This window comes from Sulfurospirillum diekertiae (assembly GCF_011769985.2).
Lineage (GTDB): Bacteria > Campylobacterota > Campylobacteria > Campylobacterales > Sulfurospirillaceae > Sulfurospirillum > Sulfurospirillum diekertiae.
On record NZ_CP039734.2, the window covers coordinates 303038 to 323398 of the forward strand.

Sequence of the window (20361 nt, forward strand, 5' to 3'; positions counted from 1 at the left end):
TTATGCAACAACAAAAACATATTAAAGATACGGAACGTAGTAATGAGTGGAGTGTTCTTCGGATTATGTCAGATTTTGTCAAAGGATTTGATGAACTTCAAGATTTAGGACCTTCTGTTACTTTTTTTGGTAGTGCTAGATTTCACGCCAATAATCGTTATTATCAAGATGCACATACACTTGCGTATAAGTTAGGGAAGAAAGGCTATTCCATTATTACCGGGGGCTCAAAAGGAATTATGGAAGCAGCCAATAAAGGTGGCTTTGATTCTGAAAAATGCCAATCTATAGGGCTGAATATTAATCTTCCACATGAACAATCAGGTAATCAATACACCACGAAACATCTTAATTTTGATTATTTTTTTGTACGTAAAGTAATGTTGGTTAAATACTCTCTTGCCTATGTTATCTTTCCAGGCGGTTTTGGAACACTTGACGAATTTTTTGAAGCGTTAACATTGACTCAAACAGGAAAAATTACTAAAATTAGTATTTTTTTGTATGGCAAAGATTATTGGGAAAAGCTACTTGATTTTATTAAAACAACCATGGTAGAACATCATACCATTCGCCCTGAAGATGTTGAGCTCATTATTCTTACCGATGATCTGGATGAGATTGTTACGAAAATAGATGAGCGTTTGGTGCTTTATATTAATGAGCTTAAAAATGAAGGTTTGGAGCATAGTCATTACTATCAAAAAGCTGTAGAATTTTTATCAAATCAAGAGTAAAAATGACAAAAAAATTATATTTCCAATACCTGCTAAAAAAACATTTGCCTCTTTTAGGAGCTCTTTTATTATTGAGCTTTGTACTTTATGAAATTAGTTTTTATATCTTTAAAACGTATCGTGCTTTTTTTAATTCTGATGCTGCCATTGCTAATATTTTAGCAGAAGAAATGGTTCTTGCGGGGAGCTTTTTCCCAAGCCATTGGTGGTATGTCAACAATGATCTTTGGGTCTTTTATAAGCAATTACTCGTCATTCCATGGGTCCTTGCGGGCAAAAATGGTTATTTTGCACACGCCTTTACAGTTTTTGAAGTCAGTGTGTTTATGATCGTATTTATTTATCTCTTCTTGCGTTCTTTAATGCTTTCTCGCGCTTCTGCCATTATGGGTGGTGTGGTTGTTTGTATTGCTTATTCACCAATGTATTTACGAGAACTTTTTGGTGAAGCTGCCTATACGTGGTATTTTCTTTTTATGATCGGATTTATGTTTATTTTTCGCAAGCTTAGCCCCCATGTCATTAGCAAGAGTACGCAAATTAAGGCTTTTATCTTTTTTATGATGTTGCTTTATTTACTGGTACTTGCGAATCCTATACGTTTTTTTGTTTATTATGTTGTGCCTTTTTTTGGAGCACTTGCCTTAAGTATTTACTTTGCTAGAGACAGTATTAAAACATTTCAACATGCAGTGTATCGCCTTTTATCCGTCAAAAAAATGGTTATTTTTGCTTTTGCATGTTTGGTAATGGGACTTGCGGGAATGGCGCATTACAATCTTTTGGAGAGTTTGCATTTAGCGGGTGGTGCCAATAATGCAGGACTTGTTTCACTTGAAATTCTCCCCGTACATGCGGCACATGCTTTTTTAGGATTGCTCAATTTTATAGGAGCTGAATGGAATGAAGGTGTTCGAGCATCGTCTATTGAAGGTGCCATTTCACTTTTAAAATTTGCACTTTACCCGTGTGTTTTAATTATTCCAGCGTTACATGTAAAAAAAGCTTTTTATCAGATGAGCGCAACGGAGCGCTTTTTTGTTCTTTTCTCCTATGTGGGGTTTGCCATTATTTATATTCTTTATTCGACAACGGCATTGCATGAAAGTGCATGGGCAGCGCGTAACAATATTCGCTATATCTCCCCTTTTATTATGATGATTTTGGTTTGTAACGTTATTATGTGGCGCTTTTTTTCTTTGTTTTCCAAAGTTATTTTATCCGTCTGTTTAGCAATGGCATTGGGATTATCGTGGAACTATGTCTCCCCTAAAGAGTGGCGTGGAATTGTTGATGAGCGGATCGCTTTGGTAGAAGAGCTTAAAAGCAGAGGGTTACATTTTGGCTATGCGGAATATTGGGATTCACACCTTTATACGGTCTTTAGTGATGGCGACGTGGATATTCGTCCGATTGAGGTTGATGAAAAAGGTATTTCGCTTGTCAAATGGTTATCCAGTGATCGATGGTATCAGAAAGACTCAACCGATGGGAAGGTCTTCTTTATGCTTAAACATGAAGATATTGCTGATTTCAACGTAAGCCTTAAAAATCTTAATATGCCTGATCCCATTGATCAATTTGCAATGAATCAATACACTATATATGTTTTTGAAAAAAATCCGCTTTATGTGAAAAAAAGTAAAGCAGAAGCTAGGAAGAAAAAGCGTATAATGACAGCTCCGTAATTTACATGTAAAGGTGTCGCGTGGAGTCTGTCAAAATTAGTGTCGTTTCTCCCATTTATGGCTGTAAAGAGTGCTTGTTTGAACTGTATGACCGTTTGGTTAAAACACTCAGCCAAATCACAGATAATTTTGAAATTATTTTGGTGAATGATGCCTGTCCTCAAGCTTCTTGGGAGCGTATAGTGATGTTGTGTGCTAAAGATGCACGTGTTAAAGGCATCAATCTTTCACGTAATTTTGGTCAACATTATGCCATTACCGCGGGACTTGATCATGCCAAAGGCGATTGGGTTGTTGTGATGGATTGTGATTTGCAGGATAGACCTGAAGAGATCATCAAGCTTTACAACAAAGCATTGGATGGCTATGATATTGTCTTTGGCAAACGTGTTGAACGTCAAGATACTTTCCTTAAACGCCTTGGTTCCCAAGTGTTTAACAGAGTTTTAGAGTATTTTACTGAGACCAAACATGATAATAGCATTGCCAATTTTGGTATTTATGCTCAAAAGGTTGTGGAAACAATTAATCGTTACCGTGAACAAAGTAGGGACTTTTTGTTGTTTGCTCAAATGGTAGGATTTAAAAAGGCTGAGATTGAGATTGAGCATGCTGCACGTGCGTATGGATCATCTTCCTATAATCTTTCCAAATTGATCCGTTTAGCCATTGATTCCATTGTGTCACACTCTAACAAGCCATTAAGACTCTCTATTCAGTTAGGATTTTTTATTGCGTTAATTAGTCTTATCTATGCCTGTTGGCTCGTGATTCGTTACTTTTTCTATCATACGCCAGCGGAAGGTTGGACCAGCTTAATGGTATCCATGTTTTTCATGTTTGGACTGCTGTTTGCCATTATTGGCATTGCAGGGCTTTACATTGGGAAGATTTTTGATGAGGTTAAAAGACGACCTCTTTATATTATTCAAGAGACAATTAATTTATGAAAAAAATAGCAATTTTACAATCAAACTATATCCCATGGAAGGGATATTTTGACATTATTGGCAGTGTGGACGAATTTGTCCTCTATGATGATATGCAGTACACCAAAAATGATTGGCGTAACCGCAATAAAATTAAAACGCAAAATGGGCTTCAGTGGTTGAGCATTCCTGTGCGCCAAGAGAGTTTGCACCAAAAAATCAATGAAACCAAGATTATTGATCCAAAATGGAACGTCAATCATTGGCGTAGTATTTCCCAAAGCTATGCCAAGGCTCCACATTTTAAAGCGTACAAAGAGCAAATGGAAGCGTTGTATATGAGCGCAACCATGGAGACGATTAGCGAGATCAATCGTCATTTTATTGATGCCATCTGCGCAATGCTTGAGATCAAAACGGTCATTCGAGACTCACGCGAGTTTGTTTTAGCCGATGGTAAGAGTGAGCGACTCTTAGCACTCTGTCAAGATTTGGGTGCGACAACGTATCTGAGTGGTCCAGCGGCGCGTGATTATCTGGATGAATCTATTTTTAAAGAAGCGGGGATAGCAGTCGAGTGGATGGATTACAGTGGGTATGAAGAATACCACCAACTTTTCCCTCCCTTTGAACATGGCGTTAGTGTGATCGATCTGATCTTAAATGAAGGCGAAAATGCCAAAAACTTTTTAAAGAGTACACCAAAATGATACATTTTAATAAACCTCCTTTAACCGGAAATGAAGAGAAATATCTTTTAGAAACACTGCACAGCCTTAAAATGTCAGGCGATGGTGTTTTTGGAAAGCGTTGTCAAAAATGGTTTGAAGAACGCTATCACTGTTCTAAAACCTTGCTTACCCCGTCATGTACCCATGCGCTTGAAATGGCTGCTTTGTTACTCGAAATCAAAGAGGGTGATGAAGTCATTATGCCAAGTTACACGTTTGTGAGCACCGCTGATGCGTTTGCCTTGCGTGGTGCGAAGATCGTTTTTATTGATGTTCGACCTGAAACGATGAATATTGACGAACGACTCATTGAAGCAGCGATTACCCCTAAAACCAAAGTGATTGTTCCAGTGCATTATGCTGGTGTAGGATGTAATATGGATATTATTATGGATATTGCACGTCGCCATAATCTTTTTGTCGTGGAAGACGCTGCACAAGGGTTTGAGTCAACGTATAAAGGCAAGCCACTTGGAACGATTGGGCACTTGGGTGCGTTTAGTTTCCATGAAACAAAGAATGTGACCAGTGGTGGTGAAGGTGGATTATTACTGATTAATGATGAGCGTTTTTTACAACGTGCCGAAATTATCCGTGAAAAAGGAACCAATCGTAGCCAATTTTTTAGAGGAATGGTGGACAAATACAGTTGGGTAGATATTGGGAGTAGCTATTTGCCTTGTGAATTTCAATCTGCCTACTTGTGGGGGCAACTTGAAATGGTGGATACCATTCAAACACACCGACTCAACAGTTGGAAAGCGTACTATGAGAGACTTGAACCACTGGCAAAAAAAGGGTTGATCGAGCTTCCCTTTATTCCTGATGGATGCTCTCACAATGCACATATGTTTTATTTAAAAGTGAAAGATTTGGAAGAGAGAACCGCGCTTTTAGAAAAATTCAAAGAGCTTAATATTGGTGCTGTTTTTCATTATATCCCATTGCATAGTGCACCTGCTGGATTAAAATTTGGACATTTCTTTGGGAAAGATATTTATACTACAAAGGAGAGTGAGCGTTTGATTCGCCTTCCAATGTATTATGGCTTGACACTCGAAGAGATCGATTCTGTTTGTGAAGTTTTGATAAAATGGAGTGCACGTTAATGGCGCATTTATACATCTTTGGAACGATTTTTTTTACCGTCTATGGTCAGCTTGTGATCAAATGGCGTATCCCTTTTCATGGGCATTTACCCGATGCATCAGCTGAAAAACTCTTCTTTTTACTCAAACTTTTTTTAGACCCATTTATTTTGAGTGGTTTTGTTTCTGCATTTATCGCCTCTTTATGTTGGATGGCAGCTATGACAAAGTTTGAACTCAGCTACGCTTATCCGTTTATGGGACTTACCTTTGTGGTTGTTTTTGTCTCTTCGGTCTTTTTATTTAGTGAAAGCGTTACTCTTTATAAAATCCTTGGTCTTGCCTTGATCGTGCTGGGAATTTTTATCTCCAGTCGCGCCTAATTACTGCGATAATATCAGATAAAAACCATTGAAAGAGTGAAGAGAGAAAATTCTCTCTTCACATGAGTATTTTAGCGAGAGCGCATACGTCTGAGCTGTCCATCTTGCAGCTCTTCTTTAGTAATTTTACCGTCTTTGTTGGTATCAAAGTAGGCAAAATCAGGTGAATTGGCAGCATTTCTCATAGGCATCCCCGCTTCCGCCCTTGCGCTCATACGCTCAGCTTTCACTGCATCAAACTCTTCTTTGGTAATGACCCCATCTTTGTTTTTATCATACGCTTCAAATGCAAGAGGTCCACGCGTTGTATCTGCGGCAAAAAGATTTAAACCTACAAAACTTACCATGGTTAAAAGCATGAGTGCTTTTTTCATTTTGACTCCTTCGTTTGGATTGTTTTAAGTAATTCTAAGAGCTCGATAGGCTTTACATGTAAAGCTTCTGCACACTCTTTCAGTGTTGAATTCTCTGTTGCATTAAAGCCTTTTTCGTGGATAATTTGTAGTGCTTTTTCAAGCTCAAATGCTTGTTGTATGCTTGCTTCTTTAAGGGTTAATTTACCATATCCTCCACCAGAAGAAGAACTTTGAGGTTGAGGTTTGGTGTTAATGATATCAAAAATTTGTGCGGGAGATTTGCCGTTTTCTTTTGCAATTTGTGCAATAGATTTTGTAAGCGTGGCACCTTGAATTTGATGAGCGTTCAGTTGTGACATGATGGTAATAACATTGCTATTAGTACGCTGTGAAAACTCTTCTAAACTTGAGAGTTCAGCATGTCCATAAGGTGCTTGATCGGCTTTTTTTTCCCAAGAGGCTTTTATCTCATCTTGAAAATCCAAAAATTGTTCGAATGGTACCCAATAATAAAGGGTTCCAAAAAGAAAAAGAAGATTCAATCCAAGGGCTAAAAGAAACTCTTTAGTAAACAGTGAAAACTCTCGTGATTTGTTCATCAAATAGTTGATAAGTGCATTCCAATTAAGATAAATATGAAAAAGCATACCTACCAAAAAAAGCACCATAAAGGTTACATGTAAATGAGTATAGTGTGTTTTATCAAGCCCTAAAATCTCCCAGTTCGTCCAGTTGGCTACTCTGCCTTTGGGGGAAAGAAAAAGGATAATGCCTGTGTAACTCATTACAAGAAAAGAAAATCCGATACATAAAGAGATAAAGCGTCTGAGCGAGTACATGTGAGTCCTTTATTTTCTTATAATATAAATAAACTTTGCTGATAGTATGACACTTTAATGTTAAAAGAGTGTTAACGCTATCTTAAGTCCCTATTGGATAAAATAGAGAACTTTTTGATGTAAAGGATATTTCATATGAGAGGCTACAAAGTCTTTGCAGGAACAGCAAATCCAGAGTTTGCTAAAAGGGTTGCCAAACATCTTTCATTACCACTTTCAGCGGCTGAAATCAAACGCTTTAGCGATGGTGAGATCAGTGTTCAAGTGAGTGAGAGTGTACGTGGAAAAGATGTTTTTATTATTCAATCAACATGTGCCCCTGCGAATATTAATTTAATGGAATTGCTTATTCTAACCGATGCTCTACGCAGAAGTTCAGCGAACAGCATTACTGCGGTTATGCCTTATTTTGGCTATGCACGACAAGATAGAAAAGCGGCTCCTCGTGTTCCTATTACGGCAAAACTTGTTGCCAATATGATTCAAACAGCAGGTATTGATCGTGTTGTAACCATTGACCTTCATGCGGGTCAAATTCAAGGCTTCTTTGATATTCCTGTTGATAACCTTTACGGTTCTATCATATTTAACGATTACGTTAAAGCTAAAAATCTTAAAAATCCTATCATTGCAAGCCCCGATATTGGTGGTGTTGCACGTGCTCGAAGTTTTGCAAAACTTTTGGGCGTTGATATGGTTATTGTCGATAAGCGTCGCGAAAAAGCCAATGTATCAGAAGTCATGAACATCATTGGTGATGTTGCGGGTAAAGATGTTATTTTGGTTGATGATATGATTGACACAGCAGGTACCATTGTCAAAGCGGCTGAAGTGTTGAAGAAAAAAGGTGCAACCAGTGTTATGGCATGTTGCACACATGCGGTTTTAAGTGGTCCAGCGTATGAGCGTATTTCTAAAGGTGATTTGGATGAGCTTATCGTTACTGATACTATTCCCCTCAAAGAAGCCAATGATAAAATCAAAGTGCTTAGTGTTGCTCCTGTCTTTGCAGAAGTTATTCGTCGTGTCTATCACAATGAAAGTGTCAATGGATTGTTTGTTTAATGCAGAAACATATTCGTAATTTTTGTATTATTGCTCATATCGACCATGGTAAAAGTACCTTAGCCGATCGTCTTATTCAAGAGTGTGGTGCGGTCAGTGCGCGTGAAATGACGGCGCAGATGATGGATACTATGGACATCGAAAAAGAGCGTGGCATTACCATTAAAGCACAAAGTGTGCGACTGACGTATGTCAAAGATGGACAGCCGTATATTCTCAACCTTATCGACACTCCCGGTCACGTGGACTTTTCCTATGAAGTGAGCCGTTCTTTAGCCTCCAGTGATGGCGCACTTTTGGTAGTCGATGCTTCTCAGGGTGTGGAAGCGCAAACCATTGCCAATGTCTACATTGCCTTGGAAAATAACTTAGAAATTATTCCGGTTCTGAACAAAATAGACCTTCCTGCCGCGGATCCTGAGCGTGTGAAAGATGAAATCGAACATACCATCGGGCTTGATTGTTCGGAAGCTTTGAGTGTGAGTGCTAAAAGTGGTATTGGTATCAGAGAACTTCTCGATACATTGGTTGATAAAATCCCTCCTCCAAAAGGCGATGAAAACGCTCCGACGAAAGCGCTCATTTACGATAGCTGGTTTGACAACTATTTAGGTGCGCTTGCGTTGGTTCGCGTTTATGATGGCGCGATCAAAAAAGGGCAAGAAGTCTATGTCATGGGTACGGGTAAAAAGCATGAAGTCTTAAACCTTATGTATCCGCATCCCCTTGTGTTAGAAAAAACACCGATGATTAAAACGGGTGAAGTGGGCATTGTTGTACTGGGGCTTAAAAACGTGGGTGATGTTAAAGTCGGCGATACTATTACGGATTTTCGGAATAAAACGAAAGAGCCGATCGCTGGGTTTAAAGAGGTCAAACAGTTTGTTTTTGCGGGACTTTACCCGATTGAAACTGATAAATTTGAAGAGCTTCGAGACGCACTCGATAAGCTGAAACTCAATGACTCAAGTATCTCCTATGAGCCTGAAACGTCTGCCGCACTGGGCTTTGGCTTTCGGGTTGGCTTTTTGGGGCTTTTGCATATGGAAGTCATTAAAGAGCGTTTGGAGCGAGAGTTTGACCTTGATCTTATCGCAACCGCCCCAACGGTAACCTATAAGGTGAAAACGACCAAAGGGACAGTTTTAGACATTCAAAACCCAAGTCAACTGCCTCCGGTCAATGAATTTGAAGAGATTCAAGAACCGTATGTCAAAGCAACCGTGTTAACACCGACGGAGTTTTTGGGCAACATTATTATACTCATGAATAACAAACGTGGTATGCAAAAGAAAATGGACTACCTCAGTCCTGAGCGTGTGCTTTTGGAGTATGAAATTCCACTTAACGAAATCGTGATGGACTTTTACGACAAACTCAAATCAGTCTCTAAAGGGTACGCAAGCTTTGATTACGAACCGATTGGGTATCAAGTGGGTGATTTGGTCAAGCTTGATCTTTTGGTTGCAGGTGAGCCTGTGGATGCGCTTTCCATCATTGTGCCTCGTGTGAGCGCGCAAACTAGAGGACGTGATTTTGTTAAAGCGATGAAAGAGATCGTTCCACGACAGCTTTTTGAAGTAGCGATTCAAGCGAGTATTGGCACGAAAGTCATTGCGCGTGAAACGGTTAAATCTATGGGTAAAAACGTGACCGCGAAATGTTACGGTGGTGATATTACGAGGAAGCGAAAACTGCTTGATAAACAAAAAGAGGGTAAGAAACGCATGAAATCCATTGGTAAAGTGCAACTGCCGCAAGAAGCGTTTCTCACCATCCTCAAAATCGACTAATCTTTACATGTAAATGCGTTGCCATCTTTGTTTAAATCTTAGTTGGCAACCACTTTGTAAAACCTGCCTGCAAACCATTTTAGCCCCAACGCCTGCTTTTAGGGTGTTGGAAAGCGGACTGAAAGTCTACTCTTTTTATAACTACAACGACATAGCGCCACTGCTCCACACCAAACATACCTACATCGGCGCTAAAATCTTCGCACAACTTGGGCATCACACCTTCTTTGAATTTTTAAAAACCTTTGAACTCCCCAAGGGCATTTGTGCCATTCCCATCGACGATCATGTGAGACACGGCTATTCACACAGCGCCATTTTAGCCAAAGCCACCAAACCATTTTTAACACCACTGTATGGAAGTTTAAGAGCGCAAAATCATGAGAGTTATTCGGGCAAAAGCAGAGCCTTCAGACAAGCCAATAAACGCAATTTCATCGTTACATGTAAAGATGAAATGGATGTTATTTTGATTGATGATATTGTCACCACGGGAAGTACTTTGGAAGAGGCGCATGAGACACTTAAACAGCATGGGGTGAACGTATTGTTTGCACTTGTTTTGGCAGATGCGAAAGAGAACTAATCCAGTCTCTTTCAACATTTACATGTAAAATGTTTTAGATATCTTTTGCCAACTCTTTTTCTTTACGAATAATATACCAACCAAGAATAGCTCCCAATAAAAAGACAGCGATAACATAAAAACCTGCGGCGTATTTGCTGAAAAAGTTTGCTAGAATTGGGATGAGAAAAGCAGTTAATGCCCCTGTGATAGCGTAGGAAATATTGAACGAAAAAGCAACGCCACTGTACCTGACTTTTGCAGGAAAGGCTCTTACCATGTAGTAAGGGAATGCCCCAACGATACCAATACTAAAGCCAACAATGGGATACGTGATGTAGAGCATTTCTCTGCCTGCAGAAAGGGATGAGAGGAATACGATCGTTGCGATAACAACAAAAAGGCATCCTATCATAATGACTTGACCAATCGAAAATTTATCGGTAAGGTAGCCATAAAAGACACATCCAAGCGCTAAACCAGCGGTTGCAAGCAGTCTTGAAATAGAGACATCCATTTCGGAAAAACCAAATTGTCCTTGTAAATAGACATGCGACGTAACGATAATCACCATGATGCCCGCAGAGAGAACCCAGGTGAGTAAAATAGAAAGTGTCACTTGGGGTAAATAATTGGACAAAACGTCCCAAATAGGTAATTTTTTCGAAATTTCCTTCTCGCCACGTTGTTGCATTTCAAGAAAAATAGGCGTTTCTTTGAGCCATTGTCTTAGGTACATGGCAATAAAACCGAAAATACCACCCACGATAAAGGGAATTCTCCACGCCCAAGCATGCATTTCGCTTGCATTAAAATTGCTTTGCATTAAGATAGAAACGATAGAGCCAAGCAGAATGCCAAGTGTCAGGCCCGAAGTCAGTGTTCCACACGCAAGCCCAACTTTATCTTTTGGTACATGCTCCGCTACAAAGGTCCAAGCACCGGGTATTTCACCACCGACTGCAAGTCCTTGACAAACACGAAGAAGTAGAAGAAAAACAGGCGAAAAATAACCCACAACGGCATAGGTTGGTAGACAACCAATCAGAAGTGTAGGAATAGCCATCAGAAGAATACTGAGAGTAAACATACGTTTTCTGCCCAGTAAATCGCCAAAATGTGCCATGACAATGCCACCAAAAGGACGTGCTAAATAACCGGCTGCAAAAATACCAAATGTTTGTAATTGACTCAGCCACATAGGCATGTCTGCAGGGAAAAACAAGCTACCAATCACTTTGGAAAAAAAGACAAAAATAATAAAGTCATAAAACTCTAATGCTCCACCAAAAGCAGAAAGGGAAAGTGTTTTGTAATCTTGAGCGCAGAGCATTCTTTTATGCTTCATTGCCGTATGTTGCTGAGCCATTGTGCTGTCCTTTGGTTTTTAAAAGCTTAAATTATAACGAAAATTTATCGGACGCAATAGGTTTTACATGTAAAAAACTGTTTATAAAATAAGCATTGAAAATGGAAAGTGTGGTAGATTGAATTTTGTTGGTGAGCCAGTTTAGACTCTATCACATGAATTTATAAGAATAGGTGATGGGTTATTTTTCTCTACATGTAATTTCATCATCAGCAAAAGTATTTGGTACATATCTTTGTCATTGTGTTTAGCAATCGTTTTTAATGTATCTTCATCCTTTTCAACTGCAATATGGTTTTCCAAAAGTTTTTCTCTCATGAAATCAGCATCAAAATGAAACAGTACACACAGTGCGTGAAAAGATTGATGTTTAGTATTTTGAATCAGAAAGTCTATGTTGTCTTCATTGCGGATATGTTTGTTCAAAATAATGGCAATACTTTCTTGCAAAAGTTTTCGAATCGTGCATCTTCTCAACCAAGCATGTACGCCTAAAAGCCCGATAATTATAAGTGCAGCCAGCTTATGTAACAGGAGATTTGAGAATGTATAAGAACCTAATACAAAAGCGATCCCTGTGGTATAAAGAGTAATAAACATCACAATAATGGCTACAATTATTATGACTTTAAGAACTGTTTCATTAAAGCGTGTAAACATAAAATTCCTTTAAAAGGGGTCAGGGCTAAATTTTTAACTTTTTAATATTCCATGTTATAATTCTAGCAAAAAAAGATGGTAAGTATGTCACGAAGGTTACGCATTGAAAGTTTAGGCTATCATCATGTCTATAACAGAGGAGTTGCTAAAAGTGCAGTATTTATAGACGAGATAGATAAAGCAAAGTTTATAGAACTGATGGCCAGTATGGCGAGAGAGTATAAATTCAATATCCATGCTTTTTGCCTAATGGACAATCATTATCACATTTTAGTTCAAAATACACGGGAAAATCTCTCTTCAGGAATGCGTCAACTGGGCGCACAGTATGCAAGTTACTTCAATAAACGCCATTGCAGAGTAGGGCATTTATGGCAAGATCGCTTTAAGTCATGGTATGTTTTAGATGACAAATACCTCTTCACGCTTTTCAAATACATCGAATCCAATCCGCTTAAAGCTAAAATGACAAATATAATCGGCGAGTACATGTACTGCGCAACGTATAGCATGCTCAAAGATGCCGTGCCACCTTTCTTGCAAAATTCATTTGTATTGCGAGATTACAATACACAAGAGTTGTTTGATCTTTTAAGTATTCCTCTAAGTGCTTTGGAGCGTTTAACTATAGACGCATTTCACAAAACAAAGTATAAGCATGAAGATGGTCAGATAGCACTTTTACACAAAGAAGAACTATCAAATTACTTTTTACATGTAAAGAATAAAGAACAACGAAATGAAGCGATAAAAAATGCATATGAAGATGGATATAGCAAAACAGATATTGCAAAAAAACTTTCTCTAAGCGTTGCAGGAGTGAGTAAAATTCTCAAAAGTTAAAAGTTTAGCCCTGACCCCTATTGAAACCAAAGGAAAAGTAAAGTACAATGAAACAATTTTACATTGCAAGGCTAATGAATGGATAATATTTTTGATTCGAACCAAGACATCAAAACAGTAAGTATTGAAGAGTCGATAAAGACCAGTTATCTTGATTATTCGATGAGCGTTATCATTGGGCGTGCACTTCCGGATGCACGAGATGGACTAAAACCCGTACACAGAAGAATTTTATATGCGATGAATGATCTTGCGATCTCTTCGCGCAGCCCGTACAAGAAATCAGCCCGTATCGTCGGTGATGTTATCGGTAAATACCATCCACATGGTGATACAGCGGTTTATGACGCTCTTGTTCGTATGGCACAGCCGTTTTCAATGCGAATTCCGATTGTTGATGGACAAGGAAACTTCGGTTCAATAGACGGCGATAGTGCGGCAGCGATGCGTTATACGGAAGCGAGAATGACACCACTGGCAGAAGAGCTTCTTCGCGATCTTGATAAAGACACTGTTGATTTTGTTCCAAACTATGATGATAGTATGATCGAACCAGACGTATTGCCAAGTCGTGTTCCTAACTTACTTCTTAACGGCTCAAGCGGTATTGCAGTTGGTATGGCAACGAATATTCCACCACACTGCTTAGACGAGCTTTTAGACGCACTTCTTCTTTTGATTGAAAATCCAGAAGCAACCTTAGATGAGGTGATGGAGTTTATCAAAGGTCCTGATTTTCCAACTAGTGGTATTATCTTTGGTAAAAAAGGAATTCTTGAGGCGTATAAAACGGGACGCGGTCGTGTAAGAATACGTTCTAAAGTGCATATTGAGAAAAAAGGCAATAAAGATATCATTGTTATTGATGAGCTACCATATCAAGTCAATAAAGTTCGTTTGATTGAGCAAATTGTAGCGCTTGTTAAAGACAAGATGATTGAAGGTATCAGTGAAATCAGAGATGAAAGTGATAGAGATGGTATTCGTTTGGTCATTGAGCTTAAACGTGAAGCGATGAGCGATATCGTTCTCAATAACCTTTATAAATCCACCAATCTTGAAGTGACTTTTGGTGTTATTTTACTTGCAATTCATAACAAAGAGCCAAAAGTCTTTACGTTGATTGAGCTTTTACTCCTCTTTTTACGCCACCGTAAAACGGTTATTATTCGCCGTACTATTTTTGAGCTTGAAAAAGCCAAAGCCAAAGCCCATATTTTAGAGGGTTTAACAATTGCACTTGATAACATTGATGAGATCATCGCACTTATTAAAGGCAGTGCCGATACGAAGAGTGCAAAAGACGGCTTGATCGAACGATTTAATCTCAGCGAAGTTCAAGCGGGCGCTATTTTAGACATGAGACTCCAACGCCTTACAGGACTTGAGAGAGAAAAAATTGAAAATGAGCTTGCAGAATTGCTTAAAGAGATCCAATATCTTACAGACATTCTTAAAAGTGAAGTTGTGTTAAATGATCTTATCAAAAAAGAACTGATTGAAATTAAAGACAAATTCAAATCAAAACGTATTACAGAAATCGTTGATGATTATGATGATATTGACGTTGAAGATTTGATCGCCAATGAGTCTATGGTTGTAACCATTACACATCGTGGTTATATCAAACGTGTACCATTGAAACAGTATGAGAAACAAAAACGTGGTGGTAAAGGTAAAATTGCAGTAACCACATACGATGATGACTTTATCGAGAGCTTCTTTGTTTCCGATACCCATGACACGTTGATGTTTGTGACAGACCGTGGACAACTCTACTGGCTCAAAGTTTATCGAATTCCAGAAGGAAGTAGAACCGCTAAGGGTAAAGCAGTTGTTAACCTCATTCAGTTACAAGCGGATGAAAAAATTATGGCAATTATTCCAACAACCGATTTTGATGAAACCAAATCATTGGCATTCTTCACGAAAAACGGTGTCATCAAACGTACCAACCTTAGTGAATTTAAAAATATCCGCTCCGTGGGCGTTAGAGCGATTACATTGGATGATGACGATGAATTAGTCACCGCAAAAGTCGTAACGCAAGAAACGAAAAATCTTTTCATTGTCACTAAAAAAGGTATGTGTATACGATTTGAAGTAAGTGATGCAAGAGAGATCGGCAGAACTGCACGAGGGGTCACAGGCATTCGCTTTAAAGAAGAGAATGATCGAGTTGTAGGTGCCGCAGTAATTTATAACGATCAAGAAGAGCTTTTAACTGTCACTGAAAAAGGTATCGGAAAACGTACAACGGCGGAAGAGTATCGATTGCAAGGCCGTGGTGGTAAAGGTGTGATTGCTATGAAACTTACACCGAAAACTGCCGATCTAGTAGGTGTTGTTATTGTTGATGAAGACAAAGACCTTATGGCACTGACAAGCAATGGTAAAATGATTCGTGTTGATATGGAAACCATCCGAAAAGCAGGACGTAATACCAGTGGTGTTAAGGTTGTTTCAGTTGAAGGTACTGATATTGTTGCAAGTATTGCGCGATGCCCAAAAGAAGAGATCGATGAGCTTGAAGGTGAATTTGAAGAAGGAGACGAGGGTTCTAATGAAGGAAGCTTGATCTCTGATATAACTCCAAGCGAAGAGTAATTGGAATAGTAGTTGCTTAAAGATAAAAAAATATTTAAAGGTGTCCCTATGAATAGATGGTTTGTAACACTTTTGGCAAGTTTGGGTTTAATTTTATTGGTTGCAGGGTGCTCAGCAAAAAAGGATGAACCACCTAAAAATCCAAAAGACGCTATGTATGATTTTAGTAATGAAAAATCAATTGTCGTTTATGGTGAAGGTATTGCACCTCAAAATACAGTTTCTCCAGCACAAGCAATTGCATTAGCAAAACGTGCTGCAATTACCGATGGGTATCGCCAACTGGGAGAGAAACTTTATGGTGTCAAAATCAATTCTACTGAAACCGTTAGAGATGCAATGTTGAAAGATTCTCGTATTACTGCACAAGTGAATGCTTTGATTAAAGATGCTGCGATTACGGATGCAACCTTTAAAGATGGTTTGTACAGTATCCGTATGGAAGTTACTATGAGTGCACGTAGGTGGCAAGAACTTTTTGCTTATTAATAGGTCTGACACAAGCGCTTTTTTGCAGTGATCTTTTTTGGTTTTCATACAAAATTGTCACTGTAAATGGCCTTGTCGTTTATGAACAAAAAAACATTGCTCCTGTAATGATCCCTTATGAGGGCAAAGTACAGAAGTTATGCTCTATTGTGCTATCCAACACGCAAAACCTTCCTAAAGAGCAATTTTTGCGAAAACACTTTGATGATATTCTTCCCTGCTTCTATCAACTTTCCTCACATCTTCTTGCCTGGGATGATCAATATCTGAAACATGGAAATGATAGGATAGAGTTGGTCATCGAGCCGGTGCGCTTTACAGTAGATTTTAAAGATGAATTCGCTACCATAAATGCCATTAGGTAAAACTTTTTTTGGTAGGATTGATTCAAAATGCATGTTGCAATTGTAGAAGATGATATAAATATGAGAAAATCCCTTGAGATAGCACTTGGGGAGTATGAAGAATTTAAAATCTCTACGTACAAAAGCGCACTTGATGCACTTAAAAAGATTGATTCCAGTGTCGATTTGATTGTGACGGATATTAATATGCCTGGGATGGACGGTATTGAGTTCATTAAAAAACTAGATGGTGCTTATGACATCATCGTTATTACAGGCAATGCAACACTCAGTCGTGCCATTGAGTCTGTTCGTTTAGGTGTGAAAGATTTTTTGACCAAACCTTTTGAAATTGAAACGCTCGTTGAAGCCATTAAACGACACGATAAAATACGAACCAAAGTAAAAGAGAGTTTTGAAAAGATCGATAGTGCTAAAGAGGAAAATGGCGATTTTATAGCCACTTCACCCGAGCTTGAAAAAGCATTAACGATTGCAAGAAAAGCAGCAAAAACAGATGTGAGTGTGCTTCTTTTAGGAGAAAGTGGTGTGGGTAAAGAGCTTTTTGCCAACTACGTGCATAAAAACTCTCCGCGCGCTAAAAATCCTTTTGTAGCGATCAATATGGCGGCTATTCCAGAAAACCTTTTGGAAAGTGAGCTTTTTGGTTATGAAAAAGGCGCATTTACCGATGCTATCGCGGAGAAAAAAGGCTATTTTGAAGTTGCCAATGGCGGAACACTTTTTTTAGATGAAATTGGCGAAATGCCAATGACACTTCAAGCCAAGCTTTTAAGAGTCATTCAAGAACGCGTGATGGTGCGTGTGGGTGGAACAAAAGAGTTAACAATCGATGTTCGTATTGTTTCCGCAACAAATGCCGATATTAAAAGAAGCATCAAGGAAGGTCACTTTAGGGAAGACCTTTACTATAGGCTCAATACGATCCCTATTGAAATAGCACCGCTTCGACAACGTAAAGAGGAAATTTTACCGATTTGTGAGGTAATTTTAGAGCGTGTTACAAAGAAATATGGTTTGCAAAAACGCTATTTTTCAGAAGAAGCAATTGAGTCATTAATGACGTATCGATGGCCTGGTAATATTCGTGAGTTGATCTCTGTGGTAGAGCGTGCAGTGATCTTAAGTGATACGGAAGCGATTAGCAAAGAAGACCTTTTCTTAGAGAGTCGTAACTGGTTTAGTTCGTAGTAGACATAACAATAGACTTTTTTGATAACTTAATACCAGCACCATTGGGTTATTAAAAAAGTCTCACATAAAAATCAAGGTAAGAGAAATGAAAAAGTACAATGTAGCAATCGTTGGTGCTACGGGTGCCGTTGGCGAAGAGCTGTGTAGAGTTTTAGAAGAGGTTGACTTTCCTGTCAATAACCTGATCCCTTTAGCAAGTAGTAAAAGTGCAGGTCTTGAAGTTGAATTCAAAGGCAAAATCTATAAAGTCCTTGAACTCACTGAAAAAGCGTTTGAAGAGAATGATGTCGAGATCGCATTTTTTAGTGCTGGTGGCGATATTTCCGCACACTATGCTCCCTTTGCCGCAGAAGCAGGTGCTGTTGTGATTGATAATACAAGTCATTTTAGAATGGATCCAGATGTTCCTTTAGTTGTTCCTGAATGCAATCCTGATGACATTGATCAATGGCAAAATCGAGGGATTATTGCCAATCCAAACTGTTCGACGATTCAAATGGTGCAAGTGTTAAAACCACTCGATGATATCTTTAATATTACCCGTGTGGATGTTGCAACCTATCAAGCGGTGAGTGGCGCAGGAAAAAGTGGTATGGAAGAACTGGTCAATCAGATGCAAGACTTTTTTGCATTTAAACTCGATCAGTGTGAGCCAAAAACATTTTCACACCAAATTGCTCTCAATGTTATTCCTCATATTGATGTTTTCATGGATAATGACTATACCAAAGAAGAGATGAAAATGGTCAATGAGACTCAAAAAATCTTAGGTAAAAAAATGGAAATCAGCGCAACATGCGTTAGGGTTCCTGTTATGAGAAGTCACTCTGAAGCGATTACGATTCATTTTGAAAAAGATGTCAATTTAGAAAAAGCAGTTGAAGCACTTAAAAATGCAGAAAATGTTGTGGTTCTTGATAATCCAGCTAAAAAAGAGTACCCAATGCCGATTATCTCGACTGATACCAATGACACCTATGTGGGAAGAATTCGTAAAGATATCAACCGCGATAATATACTCCATCTTTGGTGTGTTGCTGATCAAATTCGTGTTGGTGCTGCGACCAATGCGGTGAGAATTGCACAAAAATGGATCAAAAGAGAAGAGGCTTAATGCTAGAAAAATTATTTGAGCGAGGGTTGTGGTCGACACGGCTGATGACCCTCTTAGCGGTCATCTTTAGTATTTTAGCCGCTTTTGCGCTTTTCTTTTTAGCCAGTGCCGATCTCTACCATGTTTTGGTATTGACCTATCAGTATTTTTTCACAAATTTTCATCCTGAAAATTTTCATGCAGATATTGTTGCAGATATTATTGGTGCAATTGATCTTTATCTGATCGCCGTTGTTCTGCTGATCTTTGGATTTGGTATTTATGAGCTTTTTATTTCTGAAATTGATGTGGCTAAAGGTACGGGTGGCGATAAAATTTTGTATGTGAGCTCTTTAGATGAGCTGAAAGATAAAATCGCAAAAGTTATTGTGATGGTATTGATTGTAAGCTTTTTTCAACGTGTACTTCATGCTGAATACAAGGGCGCTTTAGAGATGCTCTATCTTTCATTCTCTATTTTGGCTCTTTCTTTAGGGCTTTATTTTTTACATAAAAATGGGGGAAACCACGAATGATTTTTGTTGATGCATGTTTCGGTAAAAAAACGCCTTATACACCGGTATGGATGATGCGTCAAGCAGGGCGTTATTTGCCTGAGTATATGGAAGTCAGAGCCAAAGCAGGGGATTTTTTATCTCTCTGCAAAGACCCTGAAAAAGCATGTGCTGTAACATTGCAACCCGTAGATATCTTGGGTGTGGATGCTGCAATTTTATTTAGCGATATTTTAGTGGTTCCTTTAGAAATGGGCATGGAACTTCAGTTTTTAAAAGGCGAAGGTCCTGTCTTTTCGCATCCTATTAAAAATCAAGCGGATTTGGATAAGCTCAGTGTTGAAAAAGCGATTGATGGTTTGGAATATGTTTATGAAACAATCAAACTGATTCGCGGTAAACTCGCTGCGGATAAAGCGTTGATCGGTTTTTGTGGTGCGCCTTGGACACTTGCAACCTATATGATCGAAGGACAAGGCACGAAAACGTACGCACTTGTTAAAAAGTTGATTTACTCTAACCCGCAGTTTATGCACGCCCTTTTGAAAAAAGTGACGGAAGTGCTTAAAGGGTATATGGAACGTCAGATTCAAAGTGGTGCGAATGTCGTGATGATCTTTGATTCATGGGCAGCTGCTTTGGAAGAGAGCGCGTATTTTGAATTTAGCTGGTCGTATATGAAAGAGATTAGTGCGTATCTGAAATTAAAATACCCACATGTTCCCGTCATTTTATTCCCTAAAGGCATTAGTGGCTATCTTGATAAAATCGATGGTGAATTTGATGTTTTTGGTGTGGATTGGTCAACGCCGATTGAGCTTGCGAAAGCAAAACTAGGAGGCAAATATGTCCTTCAAGGCAATATGGAACCGACACGTCTTTACAATAAAGAGGCGATTGATGAAGGGATTGAGCATATTGTGAATGTGATGAAAAATGAGAGACATATCTTTAATTTAGGACACGGCATTTTGCCAGACATTCCTGTTGAGCACGCTCAATACTTCATTAAACAGGTACAAACTCGTACAAAGATCTAACCGTTTGCCCTT

General features: G+C 38.8%; 21 protein-coding genes. 17 read left to right on the plus strand and 4 right to left on the minus strand.

The window, feature by feature from the left end; genetic code table 11:
* Window positions 1-2: 2 nt before the first annotated feature.
* From FA584_RS01655 to FA584_RS01680, 6 genes are read left to right on the plus strand one after another with little or no spacing between them, the layout of a single operon-like run.
* Window positions 3-737, plus strand: a complete 735-nt coding sequence (locus tag FA584_RS01655) for an LOG family protein (RefSeq protein WP_096045697.1) — start codon at window positions 3-5, stop codon at window positions 735-737.
* Window positions 738-739: 2 nt separating this feature from the next.
* Complete coding sequence (locus FA584_RS01660; RefSeq protein ID WP_167750070.1) at window positions 740-2425, plus strand: hypothetical protein; 1686 nt, start codon at window positions 740-742, stop codon at window positions 2423-2425.
* 20 nt (window positions 2426-2445) lie between these two features.
* Window positions 2446-3375: a glycosyltransferase family 2 protein gene (locus FA584_RS01665; protein ID WP_096045699.1), complete on the plus strand. Its 930-nt coding sequence runs from the start codon at window positions 2446-2448 to the stop codon at window positions 3373-3375.
* On the plus strand, window positions 3372-4064 hold the full coding sequence (locus FA584_RS01670; protein WP_167750071.1) for a WbqC family protein: 693 nt from the start codon (window positions 3372-3374) through the stop codon (window positions 4062-4064). Before FA584_RS01665 ends, FA584_RS01670 begins: the two co-directional genes overlap by 4 nt.
* Window positions 4061-5194 carry a dTDP-4-amino-4,6-dideoxygalactose transaminase gene (gene rffA / locus FA584_RS01675; protein ID WP_167750072.1) on the plus strand — a complete coding sequence of 378 codons (1134 nt, stop codon included), beginning with the start codon at window positions 4061-4063 and terminating at the stop codon, window positions 5192-5194. The genes FA584_RS01670 and rffA overlap by 4 nt, the downstream gene beginning before the upstream one ends.
* A complete protein-coding gene (locus FA584_RS01680; RefSeq protein ID WP_096045702.1) occupies window positions 5194-5556 on the plus strand; it encodes an EamA family transporter in 363 nt (120 codons plus the stop codon). The genes rffA and FA584_RS01680 overlap by 1 nt, the downstream gene beginning before the upstream one ends.
* A 71-nt stretch (window positions 5557-5627) precedes the next feature.
* Here the strand turns inward: FA584_RS01680 and FA584_RS01685 are convergent, their stop codons facing one another.
* Window positions 5628-5930 (minus strand): EF-hand domain-containing protein, encoded by a 303-nt coding sequence (locus FA584_RS01685; protein ID WP_096045703.1) that lies wholly within the window; start codon window positions 5928-5930, stop codon window positions 5628-5630.
* Window positions 5927-6751, minus strand: a complete 825-nt coding sequence (locus FA584_RS01690; RefSeq protein ID WP_096045704.1) for a DUF4405 domain-containing protein — start codon at window positions 6749-6751, stop codon at window positions 5927-5929. Before FA584_RS01690 ends, FA584_RS01685 begins: the two co-directional genes overlap by 4 nt.
* 135 nt (window positions 6752-6886) lie before the next feature.
* On the opposite strand from FA584_RS01690, the gene FA584_RS01695 reads away from it, so the two are divergent.
* Genes FA584_RS01695 through FA584_RS01705 form a run of 3 tightly spaced genes read left to right on the plus strand, consistent with a single transcriptional unit; the run spans window position 6887 to window position 10195 of the window.
* Entirely contained in the window at window positions 6887-7816 is a 930-nt protein-coding gene (locus FA584_RS01695) for a ribose-phosphate pyrophosphokinase (RefSeq protein WP_087437622.1), read from the plus strand.
* Window positions 7816-9609, plus strand: coding sequence for a translation elongation factor 4 (gene lepA, locus FA584_RS01700; protein WP_167750073.1), 1794 nt, complete (start codon window positions 7816-7818; stop codon window positions 9607-9609). The genes FA584_RS01695 and lepA overlap by 1 nt, the downstream gene beginning before the upstream one ends.
* A 13-nt stretch (window positions 9610-9622) precedes the next feature.
* Entirely contained in the window at window positions 9623-10195 is a 573-nt protein-coding gene (locus tag FA584_RS01705; RefSeq protein WP_096045706.1) for a ComF family protein, read from the plus strand.
* A 34-nt stretch (window positions 10196-10229) separates the two neighbouring features.
* On the opposite strand, the gene FA584_RS01710 is transcribed toward FA584_RS01705, so the two are convergent.
* A complete protein-coding gene (locus FA584_RS01710; RefSeq protein WP_226372225.1) occupies window positions 10230-11543 on the minus strand; it encodes an MFS transporter in 1314 nt (437 codons plus the stop codon).
* Between the two features lie 141 nt (window positions 11544-11684).
* A complete protein-coding gene (locus FA584_RS01715) occupies window positions 11685-12203 on the minus strand; it encodes a hypothetical protein (RefSeq protein ID WP_167750074.1) in 519 nt (172 codons plus the stop codon).
* A gap of 84 nt (window positions 12204-12287) precedes the next feature.
* On the opposite strand from FA584_RS01715, the gene FA584_RS01720 reads away from it, so the two are divergent.
* The 8 genes from FA584_RS01720 (at window position 12288) to hemE (ending at window position 20349) form a co-directional block, all read left to right on the plus strand.
* On the plus strand, window positions 12288-13046 hold the full coding sequence (locus tag FA584_RS01720) for a transposase (RefSeq protein ID WP_096045708.1): 759 nt from the start codon (window positions 12288-12290) through the stop codon (window positions 13044-13046).
* A gap of 78 nt (window positions 13047-13124) precedes the next feature.
* The gene (gene gyrA, locus FA584_RS01725) at window positions 13125-15653 is read left to right on the plus strand and encodes a DNA gyrase subunit A (RefSeq protein WP_096045709.1); all 2529 of its coding nucleotides are present in this window, start codon (window positions 13125-13127) and stop codon (window positions 15651-15653) included.
* 48 nt (window positions 15654-15701) lie between these two features.
* Window positions 15702-16142 carry an LPP20 family lipoprotein gene (locus FA584_RS01730; RefSeq protein WP_087437627.1) on the plus strand — a complete coding sequence of 147 codons (441 nt, stop codon included), beginning with the start codon at window positions 15702-15704 and terminating at the stop codon, window positions 16140-16142.
* Window positions 16118-16507, plus strand: coding sequence for a hypothetical protein (locus tag FA584_RS01735; protein WP_096045710.1), 390 nt, complete (start codon window positions 16118-16120; stop codon window positions 16505-16507). Before FA584_RS01730 ends, FA584_RS01735 begins: the two co-directional genes overlap by 25 nt.
* A gap of 27 nt (window positions 16508-16534) precedes the next feature.
* A complete protein-coding gene (locus FA584_RS01740) occupies window positions 16535-17698 on the plus strand; it encodes a sigma-54-dependent transcriptional regulator (RefSeq protein WP_096045711.1) in 1164 nt (387 codons plus the stop codon).
* 88 nt (window positions 17699-17786) lie between these two features.
* The gene (locus FA584_RS01745; RefSeq protein WP_096045712.1) at window positions 17787-18815 is read left to right on the plus strand and encodes an aspartate-semialdehyde dehydrogenase; all 1029 of its coding nucleotides are present in this window, start codon (window positions 17787-17789) and stop codon (window positions 18813-18815) included.
* Window positions 18815-19330, plus strand: a complete 516-nt coding sequence (locus FA584_RS01750; RefSeq protein WP_096045713.1) for a YqhA family protein — start codon at window positions 18815-18817, stop codon at window positions 19328-19330. The genes FA584_RS01745 and FA584_RS01750 overlap by 1 nt, the downstream gene beginning before the upstream one ends.
* Complete coding sequence (gene hemE / locus FA584_RS01755; protein ID WP_096045714.1) at window positions 19327-20349, plus strand: uroporphyrinogen decarboxylase; 1023 nt, start codon at window positions 19327-19329, stop codon at window positions 20347-20349. The genes FA584_RS01750 and hemE overlap by 4 nt, the downstream gene beginning before the upstream one ends.
* Window positions 20350-20361: the final 12 nt, after the last annotated feature.